Origin of the sequence: Rhizobium ruizarguesonis, from assembly GCF_012349115.1 — a bacterium.
Taxonomy (GTDB): Bacteria; Pseudomonadota; Alphaproteobacteria; order Rhizobiales; family Rhizobiaceae; genus Rhizobium; species Rhizobium ruizarguesonis.
This window is the reverse complement of record NZ_PQIG01000074.1, coordinates 1-16,599: the sequence shown is the minus strand read 5'-3', so window position 1 is coordinate 16,599 and position 16,599 is coordinate 1. Positions and strand designations below refer to the sequence as shown.

General features: G+C 61.4%; 14 protein-coding genes, 1 tRNA gene and 1 riboswitch. Of the genes, 4 read left to right on the top strand and 11 right to left on the bottom strand.

All coding sequences use genetic code 11. The features are described from left to right. Positions 1–2: 2 nt before the first annotated feature. Complete coding sequence (locus tag C3Y91_RS14160; RefSeq protein WP_168575470.1) at positions 3–1,379, top strand: hypothetical protein; 1,377 nt, start codon at positions 3–5, stop codon at positions 1,377–1,379. Positions 1,380–1,445: 66 nt separating this feature from the next. On the opposite strand, the gene C3Y91_RS14155 is transcribed toward C3Y91_RS14160, so the two are convergent. Both C3Y91_RS14155 and C3Y91_RS14150 read right to left on the bottom strand, forming a co-directional pair. Next, a tRNA-Gly gene (locus C3Y91_RS14155) sits at positions 1,446–1,519 on the bottom strand. Between the two features lie 59 nt (positions 1,520–1,578). Further along, a complete protein-coding gene (locus tag C3Y91_RS14150) occupies positions 1,579–2,673 on the bottom strand; it encodes a 2'-deoxycytidine 5'-triphosphate deaminase (protein ID WP_018072418.1) in 1,095 nt (364 codons plus the stop codon). Positions 2,674–2,746: 73 nt separating this feature from the next. Beyond that, a riboswitch (SAM riboswitch) is annotated at positions 2,747–2,825 on the top strand. A 42-nt stretch (positions 2,826–2,867) separates the two neighbouring features. Here C3Y91_RS14150 and C3Y91_RS14145 point away from each other — a divergent pair. Together C3Y91_RS14145 and apaG are read left to right on the top strand one after the other, a co-directional pair. Next, on the top strand, positions 2,868–4,052 hold the full coding sequence (locus C3Y91_RS14145; RefSeq protein WP_018072417.1) for an O-succinylhomoserine sulfhydrylase: 1,185 nt from the start codon (positions 2,868–2,870) through the stop codon (positions 4,050–4,052). A gap of 232 nt (positions 4,053–4,284) precedes the next feature. Then, the gene (gene apaG / locus C3Y91_RS14140; protein WP_026170930.1) at positions 4,285–4,677 is read left to right on the top strand and encodes a Co2+/Mg2+ efflux facilitator ApaG/CorD; all 393 of its coding nucleotides are present in this window, start codon (positions 4,285–4,287) and stop codon (positions 4,675–4,677) included. A 300-nt stretch (positions 4,678–4,977) separates the two neighbouring features. Here the strand turns inward: apaG and C3Y91_RS14135 are convergent, their stop codons facing one another. The 3 genes from C3Y91_RS14135 to C3Y91_RS14125 form a co-directional block, all read right to left on the bottom strand. Then, on the bottom strand, positions 4,978–5,970 hold the full coding sequence (locus C3Y91_RS14135; RefSeq protein ID WP_131717205.1) for an Hsp33 family molecular chaperone: 993 nt from the start codon (positions 5,968–5,970) through the stop codon (positions 4,978–4,980). Positions 5,971–6,062: 92 nt separating this feature from the next. Continuing rightward, a complete protein-coding gene (gene argF / locus C3Y91_RS14130; RefSeq protein WP_003545186.1) occupies positions 6,063–6,977 on the bottom strand; it encodes an ornithine carbamoyltransferase in 915 nt (304 codons plus the stop codon). Between the two features lie 42 nt (positions 6,978–7,019). Then, positions 7,020–8,219: an aspartate aminotransferase family protein gene (locus tag C3Y91_RS14125; RefSeq protein WP_168575469.1), complete on the bottom strand. Its 1,200-nt coding sequence runs from the start codon at positions 8,217–8,219 to the stop codon at positions 7,020–7,022. Positions 8,220–8,639: 420 nt separating this feature from the next. On the opposite strand from C3Y91_RS14125, the gene C3Y91_RS14120 reads away from it, so the two are divergent. Beyond that, positions 8,640–9,173, top strand: a complete 534-nt coding sequence (locus C3Y91_RS14120; protein ID WP_012755911.1) for a GcrA family cell cycle regulator — start codon at positions 8,640–8,642, stop codon at positions 9,171–9,173. Between the two features lie 241 nt (positions 9,174–9,414). On the opposite strand, the gene phoB is transcribed toward C3Y91_RS14120, so the two are convergent. From phoB to C3Y91_RS14090, 6 genes are all read right to left on the bottom strand, one after another. Next, a complete protein-coding gene (gene phoB, locus C3Y91_RS14115; RefSeq protein ID WP_003545181.1) occupies positions 9,415–10,098 on the bottom strand; it encodes a phosphate regulon transcriptional regulator PhoB in 684 nt (227 codons plus the stop codon). A 135-nt stretch (positions 10,099–10,233) separates the two neighbouring features. After that, positions 10,234–10,947: a phosphate signaling complex protein PhoU gene (phoU, locus tag C3Y91_RS14110; RefSeq protein ID WP_024321049.1), complete on the bottom strand. Its 714-nt coding sequence runs from the start codon at positions 10,945–10,947 to the stop codon at positions 10,234–10,236. Between the two features lie 44 nt (positions 10,948–10,991). Then, on the bottom strand, positions 10,992–11,807 hold the full coding sequence (gene pstB / locus C3Y91_RS14105; protein ID WP_003556197.1) for a phosphate ABC transporter ATP-binding protein PstB: 816 nt from the start codon (positions 11,805–11,807) through the stop codon (positions 10,992–10,994). Between the two features lie 16 nt (positions 11,808–11,823). After that, positions 11,824–13,146: a phosphate ABC transporter permease PstA gene (gene pstA / locus C3Y91_RS14100; RefSeq protein WP_003556196.1), complete on the bottom strand. Its 1,323-nt coding sequence runs from the start codon at positions 13,144–13,146 to the stop codon at positions 11,824–11,826. Further along, positions 13,143–14,624: a phosphate ABC transporter permease subunit PstC gene (gene pstC, locus C3Y91_RS14095; RefSeq protein WP_168575468.1), complete on the bottom strand. Its 1,482-nt coding sequence runs from the start codon at positions 14,622–14,624 to the stop codon at positions 13,143–13,145. The genes pstA and pstC overlap by 4 nt, the downstream gene beginning before the upstream one ends. 170 nt (positions 14,625–14,794) lie before the next feature. Next, entirely contained in the window at positions 14,795–15,829 is a 1,035-nt protein-coding gene (locus C3Y91_RS14090; RefSeq protein WP_018496546.1) for a substrate-binding domain-containing protein, read from the bottom strand. Between the last annotated feature and the right edge of the window lie 770 nt (positions 15,830–16,599).

Below are 16,599 nucleotides of genomic sequence, written 5' to 3'. Positions count from 1 at the left end.
AAATGGCAAACGCTTTCGGACAGGCAGCGCAAGACCCCGGCGATGAAGGAGGTGCAGAGCAGAACGCGGGTCAAGCGGCTCCCGCAAATGGCGCGGCGGAGGTAGGGCAGCAACAGGTTCAACAACCGAATCAAGTCGCAGGGAATGGCAATGGCGCGCCAGTAGAGCCTGCGGCCGTACAGGTCGACACTGCCCCCGAAGAGGAAGTCGTGACTCCAGTTCCGGCGGCACGCCTTTTGCCGGCAAGTCCCGAGCTTCGCCGTGCAGCGGAGGATGTGAGGGTACTTTATTCTTACGTGTCTCGAGAGGGCCGTCTGAACCCCAAGGATCTACTCCATGAACCTCTAACGCTTTATGCCGAGTTGCCCGATCGGATTCTGGACGAAAACATTCCAGCATCGTATGAACAACGCTCCAAACTGTGGGAAATCCTCTCCGAGCTGTCGAACCTCGCATACCCGGCAACTGCGGACTCTATCCGCAACAGTTACTATAGTGAATTGATGGACACTCCCGATCGCAAAGGCCGAAAGGCGAACGGCAATGTCATAAGGCCCATCTGGATGATCGGTGTTCTGGGGTTCATTCTTACTCTGCTTCTCGGACTTTATGTTTCGTTCACTGAAAGTGTTGTTAACGACACGAGTAAGAGAATAGAGGAATACGACAAGATCCGTGTCGGGATCTATTCTGGAACTCGGCTTGAAAATCTCGTCTCCACTCCGAAGGGCGAGGTTCCCCCGCCCGCGCCAGCACCATCGCCGGTAGGAAGCGCGCTCACTTCGACAGCAAACGGGACAAACAGCGACGATCCAAAGGCCAATGCTACACCGGCTGATACAAGCGGGGAATTCGCAACGCTCCGTACACAAGCGCTTGAGGAGGTAGACGGCGAGATTATCGGCAGCTTCCGTATTCTTCATATTACGTCGTTCGGATTCAGTGCTCCTCTGGGTGAGCCGTTTTTGCAAACTCCTGAACAGGAGTACAGTCTCTTTTCTCGGATGCCATTGCATGTCCAAGGCTACATAAACAAAACCATTTCCGCGTTCATACTCCCAGCTATCGCGTCGCTCTTAGGGGCGGTTGTATTCATTTTGCGCGATGCGGAACGACGCATGGACAGCGTTTCCCTATCTCCAATGCGGTCCGAAACCTACACCCCACGCATAATTTTGGCAGTCATCGCCGGGACCGTGATCGGTTGGCTGACCGGACAAGACAGTTCGGGCGTAATAGCCAAAATTTCACCGGCCGCGGCTTCGTTCGTCGTAGGATACTGCACAGAGATCCTGTTCAGACTGTTGGATTCGGTGAAAGAAGCACTCGGTGTCAATGAAGGCGAACCGAAGACAAGGGACCGTGGGCTGGTCAAATAGGGTATTCAGCAGTCGCATCGCAACGCCTGTAACGAAATGTCCGACCTGAGAGATAGGTGGGGTGATTGGAGCGGGTGAAGGGAATCGAACCCTCGTATTCAGCTTGGGAAGCTGCTGCTCTACCATTGAGCTACACCCGCGATGAAGCGAGATTTCCAACAGATGGGGGGCGCTGTCAAGTCGCGCCGGATGCGACGCCTCAGATGCGGAAGTGTTTCGAGAGTTTCAGGCCCTGCGCCTGGTAGTTGGAGCCGAGGCCGGAGCCGTAGAGGCTTGCGGGTTTTTCCTGCATATGCTCGTAGACGAGGCGGCCGACGATCTGGCCGTCTTCGAGAATGAACGGCACCTCGTGGCTGCGCACTTCGAGCACGGCACGGCTGCCGCGCCCGCCGGCGGGCGCATGGCCGAAGCCAGGATCGAAGAAGCCGGCATAATGAACGCGGAATTCGCCGACCAGCGGATCGAAGGGGGTCATCTCGGCGGCATAATCCGGCGGCACATGCACGGCCTCGCGCGAGACGAGGATATAGAACTCGTCGGGATCGAGGATCAGCTCGTTGCGGCCGCGGCTGTGGAGCGGTTCCCAGAAATCGAAGAGGTCGTGCTCGGCCTTCTTGTCGACGTCGACGACGGCAGTGTGATGTTTGCCACGATAACCGATCAGGCCGTCCTTATCTCCGGCAAGGTCGATCGACAGGGCAATGCCGCCGCCTGATACGTTCGGCAGCTTGCTGGCGACCAGCGTCTCGCTCTCGTGCAGCTTCAACAGTTCCGGCTCGCCGAGCAGCGCCTGGCCGACGCGGAAGCGGATCTGCGACAGGCGCGAGCCGCGGCGCACGACGATCGGGAAGGTGCGCGGGCTGATTTCGAGATAGAGCGGTCCGGAATAGCCGGCCGGGATCTTGTCGAATTCCTGGGCGTAATCGGTGATGACGCGGGTGAAGATATCGAGGCGCCCGGTCGAGCTCTTCGGATTGGCCGAGGCCGACATGTCGGCCGGCAGCGCTAAGCTCTCCATCAGCGGCACGATATAGACGCAGCCGGTTTCGAGCACCGCCCCCTCGGAGAGGTCGATCACATGCAGGCTCAGCCGGTCGAGCTTGTCGGACACCAGATGCGAGGGGCCGGGCATGAAGCTGGCGCGCACGCGAAACGCCTTGGCGCCCAAGCGCAGATCGAGGCTTGCCGGCTGGATCTGGTCGCGGTCCAGCTCCCGTTCGGAGATCAGACGCCCCGTTTCGAACAGCGCGGAGATCGCGCGATCCGCCAGAATTCCCGTTTCGCGAGCCATCATGCCTCATCCATCATTTGCCGCCGACAAAACCAAACTCGGGGAATTGACGCAAGCAGCTAACAGCAGTATTGCAGAATTATCCCGTGGTGATTTGGCCGGTCGGCTTGCAGCCACGTTAAACAAGTGGCTAAAAAGACCGGGTTGAAACCGGTCTGCTTTTGCGACCGGTTTTTTTGTTATGTGAAGGTGATGGCATGAGCAAGACCTGGCGCCCGGCAACCCAACTCGTCCACGGTGGCACGCTACGTTCGCAATATGGCGAGACGTCCGAGGCAATCTATCTCACGCAAGGGTTCGTCTATGAGACTTCGGAGGCGGCCGAAGCGCGCTTCAAGGGCGAGACCGAGGGCTTCATTTACGCCCGCTACGGCAGCCCGACCAACGACATGTTCGAAAAGCGCATGTGCATGCTCGAAGGGGCCGAAGACGCCCGCGCCACCGCTTCCGGCATGGCCGCCGTCACCGCGGCGATCCTCTGCCAGCTGAAATCAGGCGATCATATCGTCGCCGCCCGCGCCCTCTTCGGTTCCTGCCGCTGGGTCGTTGAGACGCTGGCGCCGAAATACGGCATCGACTGCACGCTGATCGACGGCCGGGATCTGGCGAACTGGGAAAAGGCGATCACGCCGAAGACCAAGGTGTTCTTCCTGGAAAGCCCGACCAACCCGACGCTCGAAGTGATCGATATTGCAGGCGTCGCCAAGCTCGCCAACCAGATCGGCGCCAAGGTCGTCGTCGACAATGTCTTCGCCACGCCGCTCTTCCAGAAGCCGTTGGAGCTCGGCGCCCATATCGTCGTCTATTCCGCCACCAAGCATATTGACGGCCAGGGCCGCTGCCTCGGCGGCGTGGTACTATCCGACAAGGAATGGATCGACGAAAACCTGCACGACTATTTCCGCCATACCGGCCCGGCCATGTCGCCGTTCAACGCCTGGACGCTGTTGAAGGGCATCGAGACGCTGCCGCTGCGCGTGCGCCAGCAGACCGAGAATGCGGCAAAGATCGCCGATTTCCTGGCCGAGCAAGGCAAGGTCGCCAAGGTCATCTATCCCGGCCGCAAGGACCATCCGCAGGCCGATATCATCGCCAAGCAGATGACCGGCGGCTCGACGCTGGTCGCCTTCGAGCTGAAGGGCGGCAAGGATGCGGCCTTCGCGCTGCAGAACGCGCTCGAGATCATCAAGATCTCCAATAATCTCGGCGACAGCAAGAGCCTGATCACCCATCCGGCGACGACGACGCACAAGAACCTGACGGAAGAGGCGCGCGCCGAACTCGGCATTTCTCCGGGCACGGTCCGCCTTTCGGCCGGCATCGAGGATACCGACGACCTGATCGAGGATTTCGCGAAGGCGCTTGCCAAGGTCTCGGCCTGATCGACAGTCATGACGGCCGGGCCCGCCCGGGTTCGGCCGGACCTCAGCCGCACCAGCCGCGGAACAAGTTTGCCCGCCGCGGCGTTCCGAAACGGAATTAACACTGACAATTAGGCTTAACGTTCGAAAACCTTCGGATCACAGCCATTTCAGCGATGATAATTGTTCCGTTTCTTGACGGACAGGGCCTCTTATAAGATACGGGTAACATATCTTGACTAAGGTGCAAGGCATGTATCGCGCCCTCACAAGAGACATCGAAGTTGTCGTCGAACCGTTCTATCTGGAGGAGCAATCCGATCCGGAAGACGATCGCTATGTCTGGGGTTACCGGATTGTCATCAGCAACAATTCCGGCATAGCCGTTCGCCTGGTCAACCGTTACTGGAACATCACCGACCAGAACGGACAGGTGGACGAGGTCACCGGCCCCGGCGTCGTCGGCGAGCAGCCGCGGCTCAGCCCCGGCGACACCTACGAATATTCCTCCGGCTGCCCGCTCGACACGCCCTCAGGGCTGATGTTCGGCCATTACCAGATGGAAACGGACGAAGGCGAGATGTTCGATGTCGACATCCCCGCCTTCTCGCTGGATTCCCCAGGGCTGTTGCGGGTGCTCAATTGAGGCGCATCAATTGACACGTCATATTCCGTCAGCGCCACGTTCCTGAGACGTCTTCGACGCCGGCTCCTGGGAGATTGCCGAGGCCTGCCCCTCATCCGCCTGCCGGCACCTTCTCCCCGCTCTTGCGGGGCGAAGGGGACGTGTCGCGACCTCTCCGTTCCCCACCAATCTTTCGTAGGACACGTCCACTCGCCCCGTTTTTACGGGGGTCCGCAGGACGGGCCGAGACCAGTGGCTCGACCCCGGCAGGGTTAGGGTGAGGGGCAGCCATTCGCGCAAATCGGACAGCAGTGGTGTCAACTATTCAGCCGGCTGAAGCTCGGCCGGCTCGAAGCGATAGGTGGTCGAGCAGAATTCGCAGGTGACGGCGATTTCGCCGTTTTCCTGGCTGGCTTCGATCTCCTCGGCCGAAAAGCCCTTCAGCACGCCCTTGATCTTGTCGCGCGAGCAACTGCAGCGGTCGAAGACGGCGCGCGGTTCGTAGACGCGCACGCCGCGCTCGTGGAACAGGCGGAACAGCAGCCGCTCGGTGCCGACCAGCGGATCGGTGAGCTCGTCGGCGTCGATGGTCTCGACCAGCGAACGCGCTTCGAGCCAGGCGTCGTCCTCGCCATGCGGGCGGCTGCCAGTGTCGCCGTCGCCGCCGTGGAGATCCGGCTGGCGCATGCGCTCCGGCGCTTCCGGCAGGAACTGGGCGACGAGGCCGCCTGCCCGCCAGCGATGGCGCGGCTTGCCCGCATCGTCACGATCGAAGAGCTCGGCCGCGGCAAGGCGCACGCGCGTCGGGATCTGCTCCGACTGGCGGAAATAGACGCCGGCGATGTCTTCCAGCGTGGTGCCGTCGAGCGCAACGATGCCCTGGTAGGGCTGGCTGAACTTGCCCTGGTCGATGGTGAAGGCGAGAATGCCCTTGCCGAGCAATTGCTCCGGCTCGGTTTCGCCTGACTCGATCGCCTTGTTGAGCAGCGCCTGATCGAAACGGGCGTAGGCGCGGACATTTTCCGGCGTCGAGAAATCGGCGACGAGAAGATCGACCGGGCCGTCGCCCTTGGTCTGCACCGTGAACTTGCCGTCGAACTTCAGCGAGGTGCCGAGCAGCACGGTCAGCACGACGACTTCGGCAAGCAGCCGGGCAACGGGTGCGGGATAATGATGACGCTCGAGGATCGCGTCGAGCATCGGGCCGAGCTGAACGGCGCGTCCGCGCACATCCAGCCCTTCCACCTGGAAGGGGACGACATGGTCATCGCCGGCGAAATCAAACTGGCCGAGGGCGGCTGCAGCTTCTGCCATGGCTTTTTCACTCCTACTTTCCAGAGCGATGGGCCAGCGTGCCCGCCGCTCGCGCGGTCGCGAGTCTGTGACTCGCGACGTCCGATTATGGTTCAGATCGCGCCCAGGCACCAAGCAAGAATCGACTTCTGCGCATGAAGACGGTTTTCCGCTTCATCGAAGACCACGGATTGCGGACCGTCGATCACTTCGTCCGTCACTTCCTCACCGCGATGGGCGGGCAGGCAATGCATGAACAATGCATCATTGCCGGCTTTCGCCATCAAGGCCGCGTTGACCTGATAAGGCTGGAAGACATTGTGACCCCGGGCCCGATGTTCCTGATTCATGGAGACCCAGGTATCGGTCACCACGCAATCGACGCCGGCGACCGCACGGTCGGCATCATGGCAAAGCATGATTTCGGCGCCCTCATTGCGGGCCCAGTTCAGATAGTGATCCTTGGGCTCCGAGCCAAGGGGGACGGCCATGTTCATGCGGTAGCCGAAACGCGCGGCACCCTCGACCAACGAATGCAGCACATTGTTGCCGTCGCCGGTCCAGGCGATGGTCTTGCCCTTGATCGGGCCGCGGTGCTCTTCGAAGGTCATGATATCGGCCATGATCTGGCAGGGATGGGTGTCATCCGTCAGCGCATTGATCACAGGCACGGTCGCATGCTGGGCCAGCTCGACCAGCCGCGAATGCTCGGTGGTGCGGATCATGATCGCATCGACATAACGCGACAGCACCTTGGCGGTGTCGCCGATCGTCTCGGCGCGGCCGAGCTGCATCTCGGTGCCGGACAGGAACAGCGTTTCGCCGCCGAGCTGGCGCATGCCGACGTCGAAGGAGACGCGGGTGCGCGTCGAGGGCTTTTCGAAGATCATCGCCAGCATCTTGCCGGCGAGCGGCTTGTCGCCCTGGCCTGCCTTGAAGGCCTGCTTGCGGGAAAGCGCATCGTTCATGATAGTTCTGAGATCGGCTGATGTGACTGCCGAAAGATCGAGGAAATGTTTAGGGCTCATATCGTCTTCTTACCTGTGCTGCGCCCGAAGGCGGCAATCTCTTCAAGCCGTCTTCTTGACCTTGGAGGCGCGAATGCTCTCGGCGGCGCGTTCGACGCGGGCAAGGCCCTCGCGGGCTTCCTCGGCGGTGACCACGAGCGGCGGAAGAAGGCGGATGACATTATCGCCGGCGGGTACGCCGAGAAGATGGGCGGCGCGGATCGCCTGCAGCAGTTCGGCTGAGGGAACGGCAGCCTTGATACCGAGCAACAGCCCCTCGCCGCGCACATCCTCGATCACATCGGGATAACGATCCTTCAGCGAGGCGAGGCCTTGGCGGAAGACAAGTGCGACGTCGCGCACCTGCTGGAGGAAGCCATCGGCCAGGATGATGTCGAGCACGGCGCTGCCGACGGCCATGGCAAGCGGATTGCCGCCATAGGTCGAACCATGGGTGCCGGCCTTCATGCCGGAGGCGGCCTCTGATGTGGCAAGGCAGGCGCCGAGCGGGAAACCGCCGCCGATGCCCTTGGCGACCGCCATGATGTCGGGTGTGATGCCCGACCATTCATGGGCGAAGAGCTTGCCGGTGCGGCCGACGCCGGTCTGGACCTCGTCGAGGATCAACAGGAGATCGTTGTCGTCGCAGAGCTGGCGAAGCGCCTTCATGAACTCAGGCGTGGCAGGACGGACGCCGCCCTCGCCCTGCACCGGCTCGATGAGAATTCCAGCCGTGGCATCGGTGATCGCGGCGCGGACCGCTTCGATGTCGCCGAAAACCACCTGATCGAAACCCGGCGCCTTGGGGCCGAAACCTTCGAGATATTTTTCCTGGCCGCCGGCGGCGATCGTCGCCAGCGTCCGTCCGTGGAAGGCGCCTTCGAAGGTGATGATATGGAAGCGCTCGGGATGGCCCTTGGAGAACTGATAGCGGCGCGCCGTCTTGATCGCGCATTCGAGCGCCTCGGCACCCGAGTTGGTGAAGAACACCTTGTCGGCGAAGGTGGCGTCCGTCAGGCGTTTTGCCAGACGCTCCTGGCCGGGGATCTCATAGATGTTCGACAGGTGCCAGACCTTGTCGGCCTGCTCCTTCAGCGCGCCGACCACATGCGGATTGCTGTGACCGACGGAGGTGACGGCGACGCCGGCGCCGAAATCGAGATATCGCTCGCCAGTTTCGGTGATCAGCCATACGCCCTCGCCTCGCTCGAACCGCAGCGGGGCACGAGAATAGGTGTCATAAAGCGGCGCGGCTTCAGCCATGGCGCGATCTCCATCAAAGTTGCCGGGCAATGACTCCGGCTAAGGAAACCAGGCCCGAAAAATCAAAAATGCCGCCTTGCGGCGGCGAGTGGCACTATTTCCTTTTCGCGCTGCAATGTCAACAAAACGGCGCCCTTAGCGTATGCAGCACAGGTGTACAGCGGCATTTTCAGTCTTCAACAGGCATTATTGCAGAAATGCCACGCAGGGACAGCAAGTTGGGGAAAACTACGAATTCGATTCATCCGGATTCATGCGACTCTTGTCACGGAGTCAGGCTCACACTAGGTTAAAGATCAATTACTAGACTGCATGCGGCGGAACTAGTCACCAAAATTGATCAAGCGTTTCTTGTTTCGGAGCTCCCGGGACAACGGTGAGGGATTCTGCCATCACCAACGCAAAAGGTGGAGACAGGGCATGAACTGGACAGACGAGCGGGTCGAGAAACTCAAGAAGCTTTGGGCCGAAGGACTGAGCGCGAGCCAGATCGCTGCGCAGCTTGGCGGTGTCAGCCGAAACGCGGTCATCGGTAAAGTGCACCGGCTGTGCCTTCCCGGCCGTGCCAAGGCCGGCGGCACCAACACCGCGGCGCGAACGCCGAAGCGCAATACATCGGCGCCGCGCGCGCCGAACTTCGCCTCTCGCATCACCACCCGCACCGTCACCCGCCAGCAGGGCGCGACGATGCTGAAGGAAGAGATCGAGATCGAAACGATCGAGGAAATGGAATACGTGCCGAGAGGCAATGTGGTGGTGCCGATTTCCCGCCGCCTCGGCCTGACGGAACTGACCGAACGCACCTGCAAGTGGCCGGTCGGCGATCCGCTGAAGGATGACTTCCATTTCTGCGGCTGCGAGTCCCCCGACAATTCGCCCTATTGCGGTTATCACCAGAAGCTTGCCTACCAGCCGGTGAATGAACGCCGCCGGGCAGCGGCGCGGGCCAGCTGAACGGGCTGACCATCGTTAGAATGCAGAAAACGGGCCGAGTGGCCCGTTTTTTTATGCGCGGATGGAAGCTCAGGTTTCCCTCCGTCATGCTCGGCCTTGTGTCGAGCATCTGATCACCTCAACTACTTGAGGGAAAAAACTTTATTTTCAAATACTTCATTTGGCGTGCGCAGATCCTCGGCACAAGGCCGAGGATGACGTCGCGGGTTTTGCCAGGCTCAGCAGGCTCAGATGAAAGCCCTCAGGCTTCCATCGAATAACCGGCGCCGCGGACGGTGCGGATGACGTCTTGCATGTTGGAGAAATTCAGCGCCTTGCGCAGGCGGCCGACATGGACGTCGACGGTGCGCTCGTCGACATAGATATCGTGGCCCCAGACGCCGTCCAGAAGCTGCGAGCGGGAGAAGACCCGGCCCGGCGACGACATCAGGAATTCCAGCAGGCGGAATTCGGTGGGGCCGAGGCGGACTTCGCGGGTCTTGCGATGGACGCGATGGGTTTCGCGGTCGAGCTCGATGTCACCGCATTTCAGCACCGTCGACAGCACCTCGGGACGGGCGCGACGCAGCATCGCCTTGACGCGGGCAACGAGCTCGGGGGTCGAGAAGGGCTTGACGACATAGTCGTCGGCGCCCGTCGACAATCCGCGGACACGCTCGCTCTCTTCGCCGCGCGCCGTCAGCATAATGATCGGCAGGCGCTCGGTCTCCGGCCGCATGCGCAGGCGCCGGCAGAGCTCGATGCCGGAGACGCCGGGCAGCATCCAATCAAGGATGAGAAGATCGGGCGTGCGCTCCTGAAGCCGCATTTCGGCTTCGTCGCCACGAAGGATGGTATCGACCTCGAAGCCTTCCGCTTCGAGATTGTAGCGAAGAAGCACGCTGAGGGCTTCCTCGTCTTCAACAACTGCAACTCTCGGGATCATGCGTGTCGGTCTCCTCGCGCATGATCCTTAAACCAGGGTGATTTAAGCAATGCATCCTGCGCAAATTCAAAAATTTGGCTGCGACCTCTTTGCGCGCCCGGACGGGCGCGCACGCAAGCGGCGGGGTGTGGGCGGTTATTCGGTGACCGCGCCGACGGTGTTGGCGCTGTCATCCTTCGGACGATCGCCTTCCGGCTGCGCGCCTGTCGTCATGTAAAAGATCGTCTCGGCGATGTTGGTGGCGTGGTCGCCAATGCGCTCGATGTTCTTGGCGCAGAAGAGAAGATGCGTGCAGCTGGTGATGTTGCGCGGATCTTCCATCATGTAGGTCAGGAGTTCGCGGAACAGCGAGGTGTACATCGCGTCGATCTCGTTGTCGCGTTCGCGGATCGCATTCGCCTTGTCGGCGGAACGATTGGTGTAGACGTCGAGCACTTCCTTGAGCTGGACGAGCGCCAGCTCGGACAGGTGCTCGAGGCCGCGGGCGAGCTTGCGGGGAACGCCGGTGCTTTGGACGGCGATGACGCGCTTGGCAGTATTCTTGCCGAGGTCGCCGACGCGTTCGAGATCGGCGGCGATGCGGATCGAACCCATGATTTCGCGCAGGTCCGCGGCCATCGGCTGACGGCGGGCGATGGTGACGATCGCCTTGTCGCCGATTTCGCGTTCGGCGTGATCGAGGATCACATCGTCGGAGATGACCTTCTGCGCCAGCGCGGTATCGCCGTTGACCAGCGCCCGCACGGCTTCGGCGACCATCTGCTCGGCCAGGCCGCCCATTTCGGAAATCCGCCTGGACAGGAACTTCAGATCATCATCATAGGCAGAATAAATATGTGTCGATGCCATGGGGCTTTGTCCTCGAATAACGGAAAGGCTTGGTGACGCCAAAATCAGCCGAAGCGACCCATGATGTAGTCCTGGGTGCGCGGATCGTCGGGATTGGTGAACATCTTGTCGGTGTCGTTCTCCTCGACGAGATTGCCGAGGTGGAACATGGCGGTGCGCTGCGAGACGCGCGCGGCCTGCTGCATGGAGTGGGTGACGATGACGATCGTGTAGTTCTCGCGAAGCTCGTGGATCAACTCCTCGACCTTGGCGGTGGCGATCGGGTCGAGCGCCGAGCAGGGCTCGTCCATCAGGATGACTTCCGGGCTGACGGCGACGGCACGGGCAATGCAGAGGCGCTGCTGCTGACCGCCCGACAGGCCGGTGCCGGATTCGTGCACGCGGTCCTTGACCTCGTTCCAGAGGCCGGCGCGCTGCAGGCTGGTCTCGACGATCTGGTCGAGATCGGCCTTCGACTTGGCAAGGCCATGGATGCGCGGGCCGTAGGAGACGTTTTCGTAGATCGTCTTCGGGAACGGGTTCGGCTTCTGGAAGACCATGCCGACGCGGGCGCGAAGTTCGACGACGTCGATATCGGGATCATAGATATCGTCGGTGTCGAGCGTGATCTTGCCGGTGACGCGGCAGCCGTCGATCGTGTCGTTCATGCGGTTGAGGCTGCGCAGGAAGGTCGACTTGCCGCAGCCGGACGGGCCGATCAGGGCGGTTACCGTGTTTTCGCGGATGTTCAGGTTCACATCGAATAGCGCGCGCTTTTCGCCGTAGTAAACCGAGACATCCTTTCCGATCATCTTATACGGGACGTTGCTCATCTTGTGATCCAGCGCCTTTTCAACTGCAGCTTCCGTCAACATGTTCATGATCTTGTAACTCCGTTTACCAGCGGCGCTCGAAGCGACGACGCAAGAGGATGGCGCCCATGTTCATGACGATCAGGAACAGGAGCAGGACGATGATGGCACCCGAAGTACGCTCAACGAAGGCACGTTCGGCCTCGTTGGCCCACATATAGACCTGTACGGGCAGAGCCGTCGAGGGATCGAGCGGTGTCGTCGGCGCGTTGGCGACGAAGGCGACCATGCCGATCAGGAGCAGCGGCGCGGTTTCGCCGAGCGCATGCGCCAGGCCGATGATCGTGCCGGTGAGGATGCCGGGCATGGCGAGCGGCAGAACATGGTGGAACACCATCTGCATCTTCGAAGCGCCGAGGCCGAGGGCCGCGGCGCGGATCGACGGCGGCACGGCGCGAAGGGCGGCGCGCGTCGCGATGATGATCGTCGGCAGGGTCATCAGCGTCAGCACCAGGCCGCCGACCAGCGAGGCCGAGCGCGGCAGGCCGATGAAGTTGATGAAGACGGAAAGACCGAGCAGACCGTAGACGATCGAGGGGACCGCGGCGAGGTTGTTGATGTTGACCTCGATCAGGTCCGTCAGCTTGTTCTTCGGCGCAAACTCCTCGAGATAGATCGAGGCGGCAACGCCGATCGGCAGAGCAAGCACGAGCACGATCAGCATCAGGTAGAGCGAGCCGATCAGGGCGACGCCCAGGCCCGCGGCCTCCGGACGGCTGGAATTGCCGTTGACGAAGAGGCCGGTGTTGAACTGCTTGTGGAGAGCGCCGCTCGCCTTCAACTCGTTCATCCAGCCGACCTGCTTGTCGTTGACCTTGCGGTTCTTCTCATCGACCGACAGATCGATCTGGCCCTTGTTGGCGCTGTCGACATTGGCGTCGGCAAGCACCGTGACATTGACCGTCTTGCCGATGATCGACGGATCGGCGACGACCATGTCGCGCAGCTGGACCGGCGCACCCTTGGAGAGCATGGCGGATGCATCGCGCACATCGGGACGGCTCGCGGCATTGACGTTCAGCTGCTTTACGATCGCGTCGCGCAGGAGAACCGGGTAGTTGGCGGCGATCAGCACCGAAGGGTCGGTCGCACGCTTGTTGTTCGGGTCGATCGTCTTCTCGGAGAATTCGATCGGCAGGGTGATCGCCGTCTGCTGGAAGGCGGTATAACCTTTGCCGATCACCGTCCACAGCAGGATGAACAGGAAGACGAGACCGAAGGTGATGGCGGCGATGCCATAGGCCTGGAACCGGCGCTCGGCGGCATAGCGGCGCTTGATGCCGATATCGCGGCGCACTGGCGCCTTGGAAACGGTGACGCCTGATGTGGGAGAAACAATATCCGTCATTCGTACTGCTCCCGGTATTTGCGCACGATGTAGAGCGCATAGATATTGAGGCAAAGCGTGATGCAGAACAGGGTGATGCCAAGGGCGAAGGCAACCAGCGTCTGCGGCGAGGTGAACTCAAGGTCGCCGGTCAGCTGGTTGACGATCTTGACGGTCACCGTCGTCATCGGCTCGAAGGGGTTGATCTGGATGCGGGCGGCGACACCGGCGGCCAGCACGACGATCATGGTTTCGCCGATGGCGCGCGAGGCCGTCATCAGCAAGGCGCCGACAATGCCGGGAAGAGCGGCCGGCAAGACCACTTTCTTGATGGTTTCAGAACGTGTGGCACCAAGACCGAGCGAACCGTCACGCAAGGTCCGCGGCACGGCGGTGATGATGTCGTCCGACAGCGAGGAGACGTAAGGGATCAGCATGATGCCCATGACGATGCCGGCCGTCAGAACGCTCTGCGCCTGGATGAAGTTGCTGTAGTTGCCGGAGAGCAGGCCGCTGATCTGGGCTGAGAAATCGCGCAGGAACGGGCCGACGGTGACGAGCGCGAAGAAGCCGTAGACGATCGTCGGAATGCCGGCGAGCACTTCGAGGAGCGGTTTGGCGACGCCGCGCAGCTTCGGCGAGGCGTATTCGGCCATGTAGATGGCGGCAAAGAGGCCGACCGGCACGGCGACCAGCATGGCGACCAGACCGATATAGATCGTGCCGAGCAGCAGCGGGATCAAGCCGAACTGGCCGAAGGACGAGCTGCCGGCGCCGGCAAAGCGCGGATCCCAGACGGTGCCGAAGAAGAAGTCCATGGCGGGAACGGCCGCAAAGAAGCGGGCGGCTTCCGACAGCATGGAGAAGACGATGCCGATCGTCGTCAGGATGGCGATCGAGGAGGCAAGCAGCAGGCCCCAGAGCATGACGCGCTCGACCCGGTTGCGGGCGCGGAAGCGCGGAGCGATGGAACGCAGCGCATAGAAGGCACCGGCAACGGCGAGAGCGAAGACGATCGCCGTCATGGCGATGCGGCTCGTCATGCTCATCGCGTTGAGCTTTTTGGCGGCGTCGAGCATGTAGGGCAGCGGCTGGCTGGCAAGCGGCACGCCCTTTTCGAGGAGCTTGGCCTGCAGGGCAGCCGGATCGTTGGCGACCGCGGCGGTTTCATCCGAGGTCAGCATCGTCATGCCGCGGGCGACCATCGCCACCATCGAATAACCAAGATCCTGCTCGACCGAGGCTTGCGCCTTCACATCGTCGGGGACAGCGCCGCGAACCGACGACTGGATGATGCCGGGGCTGATGGAGAGCCAGAGGCAGAGGACGATGAGGGCAGGAAGAACCGCCCAGATCGCGGCATAGGCGCCGTAATAGGCCGGCCGCGAATGCAATGCGGAGGATCGGCCTCCGGCAAGCGCCGTGGCGCGGCTGCGCGCGACCAGATAGGCGGCGGCACCGATCACCACAAGGCACAAAAGTATGATGGATGTGCTCATTCGTTACGTCCCCAGGCCCATGGCCCCCAAAAAGCCCGGCAGCTTCATCAGCCTGCCTTCAGCTTCCAATCATGGAGAAGGAATTCAACCCTGCAGCTCCAGAACCGCCGGCGCGCAGGGACATAAGGCAATGCCGGCGCGGGCTGAAAGGCACCGCGCCGGCAAAGTGATTACATGGACTTGCCGGCTTCGACGTCCTTGCGGATCGCGTCACGTTCGGCATCCGGAGCGGCAACGAGGCCGTATTCGACGAGCGGGCTGTCGGGGCCGATCATCTGGTCGGATACGAAGAAGTTGACGTATTCCTTCAGGCCCGGAACGGCGCCGAGATGTGCCTTCTTGACGTAGAAGAACAGCGGGCGGGAAACCGGGTAGGTGCCGTTGGCGATCGTTTCGGTGGACGGAACGATACCGCTCATGCTCGCAACCTTGAGCTTGTCGGCGTTGTTTTCGTAGAAGGAAAGGCCGAATACGCCGACGCCGGTCTTGTTGGCGGCGATGCGTGCGAGGGTTTCCGGATAGTCGCCATCGATGTCAACGGCAACGCCATCCTTGCGAACTGCGACGCAGGCCTTGCCCTGGGCAGCCTTGTCGGCGATTTCCTTGGCGATGACGTCGATTGCGCCAGAGGCCTTGCAGCCGGCGGCGAGAACGTTCTGTTCGAAGACTTCGCGGGTGCCGTGCTTTTCGCCCGGGATGTAGGCAGCGATATCAACAGCCGGAAGCTTCGGGTTGACTTCCGACCACTTCTTGTAAGGGTTGGCGACGAGCTTGCCGTCGACGACGACCTGGGCTGCGAGGGCCTTGTAGATGTCGGCAGGAACGTAGGCGACGTCAGGGTTGGAAGCGTCAGTTGCGAAGACGATGCCGTCGTAGCCGATCTTGACTTCCTGGATGTCGGTTACGCCGGCAGCCTTGCAGGCTTCGGCTTCGTTCTTGTTGATCGGACGCGAGGCGTTGGCAATGTCGATGGTGTCTTCGCCAACGCCCTTGCAGAATTCCTTCAGACCAGCGCCCGTGCCGCCGGATTCAACGACCGGCGTCTTGAAGTTGGTGAAGGTTTCGCCGAAGGACTCGGCAACGATCTTTGCGTACGGCAGGACGGTGGACGAACCAGCAACCTGAATCTGGTCGCGGGCGACGGCAGCGCCAGCGAAAGCGGCGGTTGCAGCGAGCGCGGCAACGGTGAGCTTGAAGGTGTTCATTTAGAATCTCCCGGCATTTGGGCTTGTGTGAGTGCGGCCTTAGAGAGGCCCTCGCATTGCCTTTTTTCATCGGCGAGACTCTCTTAGCGCTTTAAGCACCGTCCTTTTATGTCAAAGCCGTGAAACATTTGTGACAGGTTAAGCTATTGATTTATAAGGTTATATTTTAGATCGACCGATCGATCATGTCGGACGACCGGCAAAGTTCGGTGGTCAATCCACCTCGCGTTGTAAAAACCGGCAGCATATCGGCGACGGGTAGGTGAGGCGGCGGTTCTTTGCGTGGGCCCTTTCATCAAGGTCGCTTCGCGTGATTTGCCCCTCATCCGCCTGCCGGCACCGACCGGGGTCGAGCCGCGGGTCTCGACCCGTACTTCGGACCCCCGCTCGCGGGGCGGGCGGAGGTATATGCCGGGGCCTCTCGATTCCCTCTTCTCCCCAGCGGGGAGAAGGTGCCCGGAGGGCGGATGAGGGGCCGGCGAAGCCGGTCTTTCCTATAATCCGTGAACCGTGCAGGCGTCGTCTCGACCATCGTCAAGGCCCTTGGGCAGGTGTCGCGGAATAGGTTTTACGTGAGGGCGTGCCGTGTGGCCCGCTCATCCGCCTGCCGGCACCTTTGTAACTTCCCTTTATCCGCTCCTGGCGCTGTAATGCCTGTTGCGGTGGCGGATGGAAGACCGATGCACCTTTGGGACACCAAGCCCGTGGGAGAGCCTGGGTCTCCGTCCGCCGTTCCATTGAACCCGAACAGTCGCCAGGGCCGCTTGCGA

Excerpts from the sequence above, each read along its gene's own strand:
- argF (WP_003545186.1), bottom strand. The coding sequence starts at position 6,977 with ATGAGCCCTAAACATTTCCTCGATCTTTCGGCAGTCACATCAGCCGAT.
- C3Y91_RS14120 (WP_012755911.1), top strand. The coding sequence starts at position 8,640 with ATGAACTGGACAGACGAGCGGGTCGAGAAACTCAAGAAGCTTTGGGCC.
- apaG (WP_026170930.1), top strand. The coding sequence starts at position 4,285 with ATGTATCGCGCCCTCACAAGAGACATCGAAGTTGTCGTCGAACCGTTC.
- phoU (WP_024321049.1), bottom strand. The coding sequence starts at position 10,947 with ATGGCATCGACACATATTTATTCTGCCTATGATGATGATCTGAAGTTC.
- C3Y91_RS14090 (WP_018496546.1), bottom strand. The coding sequence starts at position 15,829 with ATGAACACCTTCAAGCTCACCGTTGCCGCGCTCGCTGCAACCGCCGCT.
- pstA (WP_003556196.1), bottom strand. The coding sequence starts at position 13,146 with ATGACGGATATTGTTTCTCCCACATCAGGCGTCACCGTTTCCAAGGCG.
- C3Y91_RS14150 (WP_018072418.1), bottom strand. The coding sequence starts at position 2,673 with ATGATGGCTCGCGAAACGGGAATTCTGGCGGATCGCGCGATCTCCGCG.
- C3Y91_RS14135 (WP_131717205.1), bottom strand. The coding sequence starts at position 5,970 with ATGGCAGAAGCTGCAGCCGCCCTCGGCCAGTTTGATTTCGCCGGCGAT.
- pstB (WP_003556197.1), bottom strand. The coding sequence starts at position 11,807 with ATGAACATGTTGACGGAAGCTGCAGTTGAAAAGGCGCTGGATCACAAG.
- C3Y91_RS14160 (WP_168575470.1), top strand. The coding sequence starts at position 3 with ATGGCAAACGCTTTCGGACAGGCAGCGCAAGACCCCGGCGATGAAGGA.
- C3Y91_RS14125 (WP_168575469.1), bottom strand. The coding sequence starts at position 8,219 with ATGGCTGAAGCCGCGCCGCTTTATGACACCTATTCTCGTGCCCCGCTG.
- pstC (WP_168575468.1), bottom strand. The coding sequence starts at position 14,624 with ATGAGCACATCCATCATACTTTTGTGCCTTGTGGTGATCGGTGCCGCC.
- C3Y91_RS14145 (WP_018072417.1), top strand. The coding sequence starts at position 2,868 with ATGAGCAAGACCTGGCGCCCGGCAACCCAACTCGTCCACGGTGGCACG.
- phoB (WP_003545181.1), bottom strand. The coding sequence starts at position 10,098 with ATGATCCCGAGAGTTGCAGTTGTTGAAGACGAGGAAGCCCTCAGCGTG.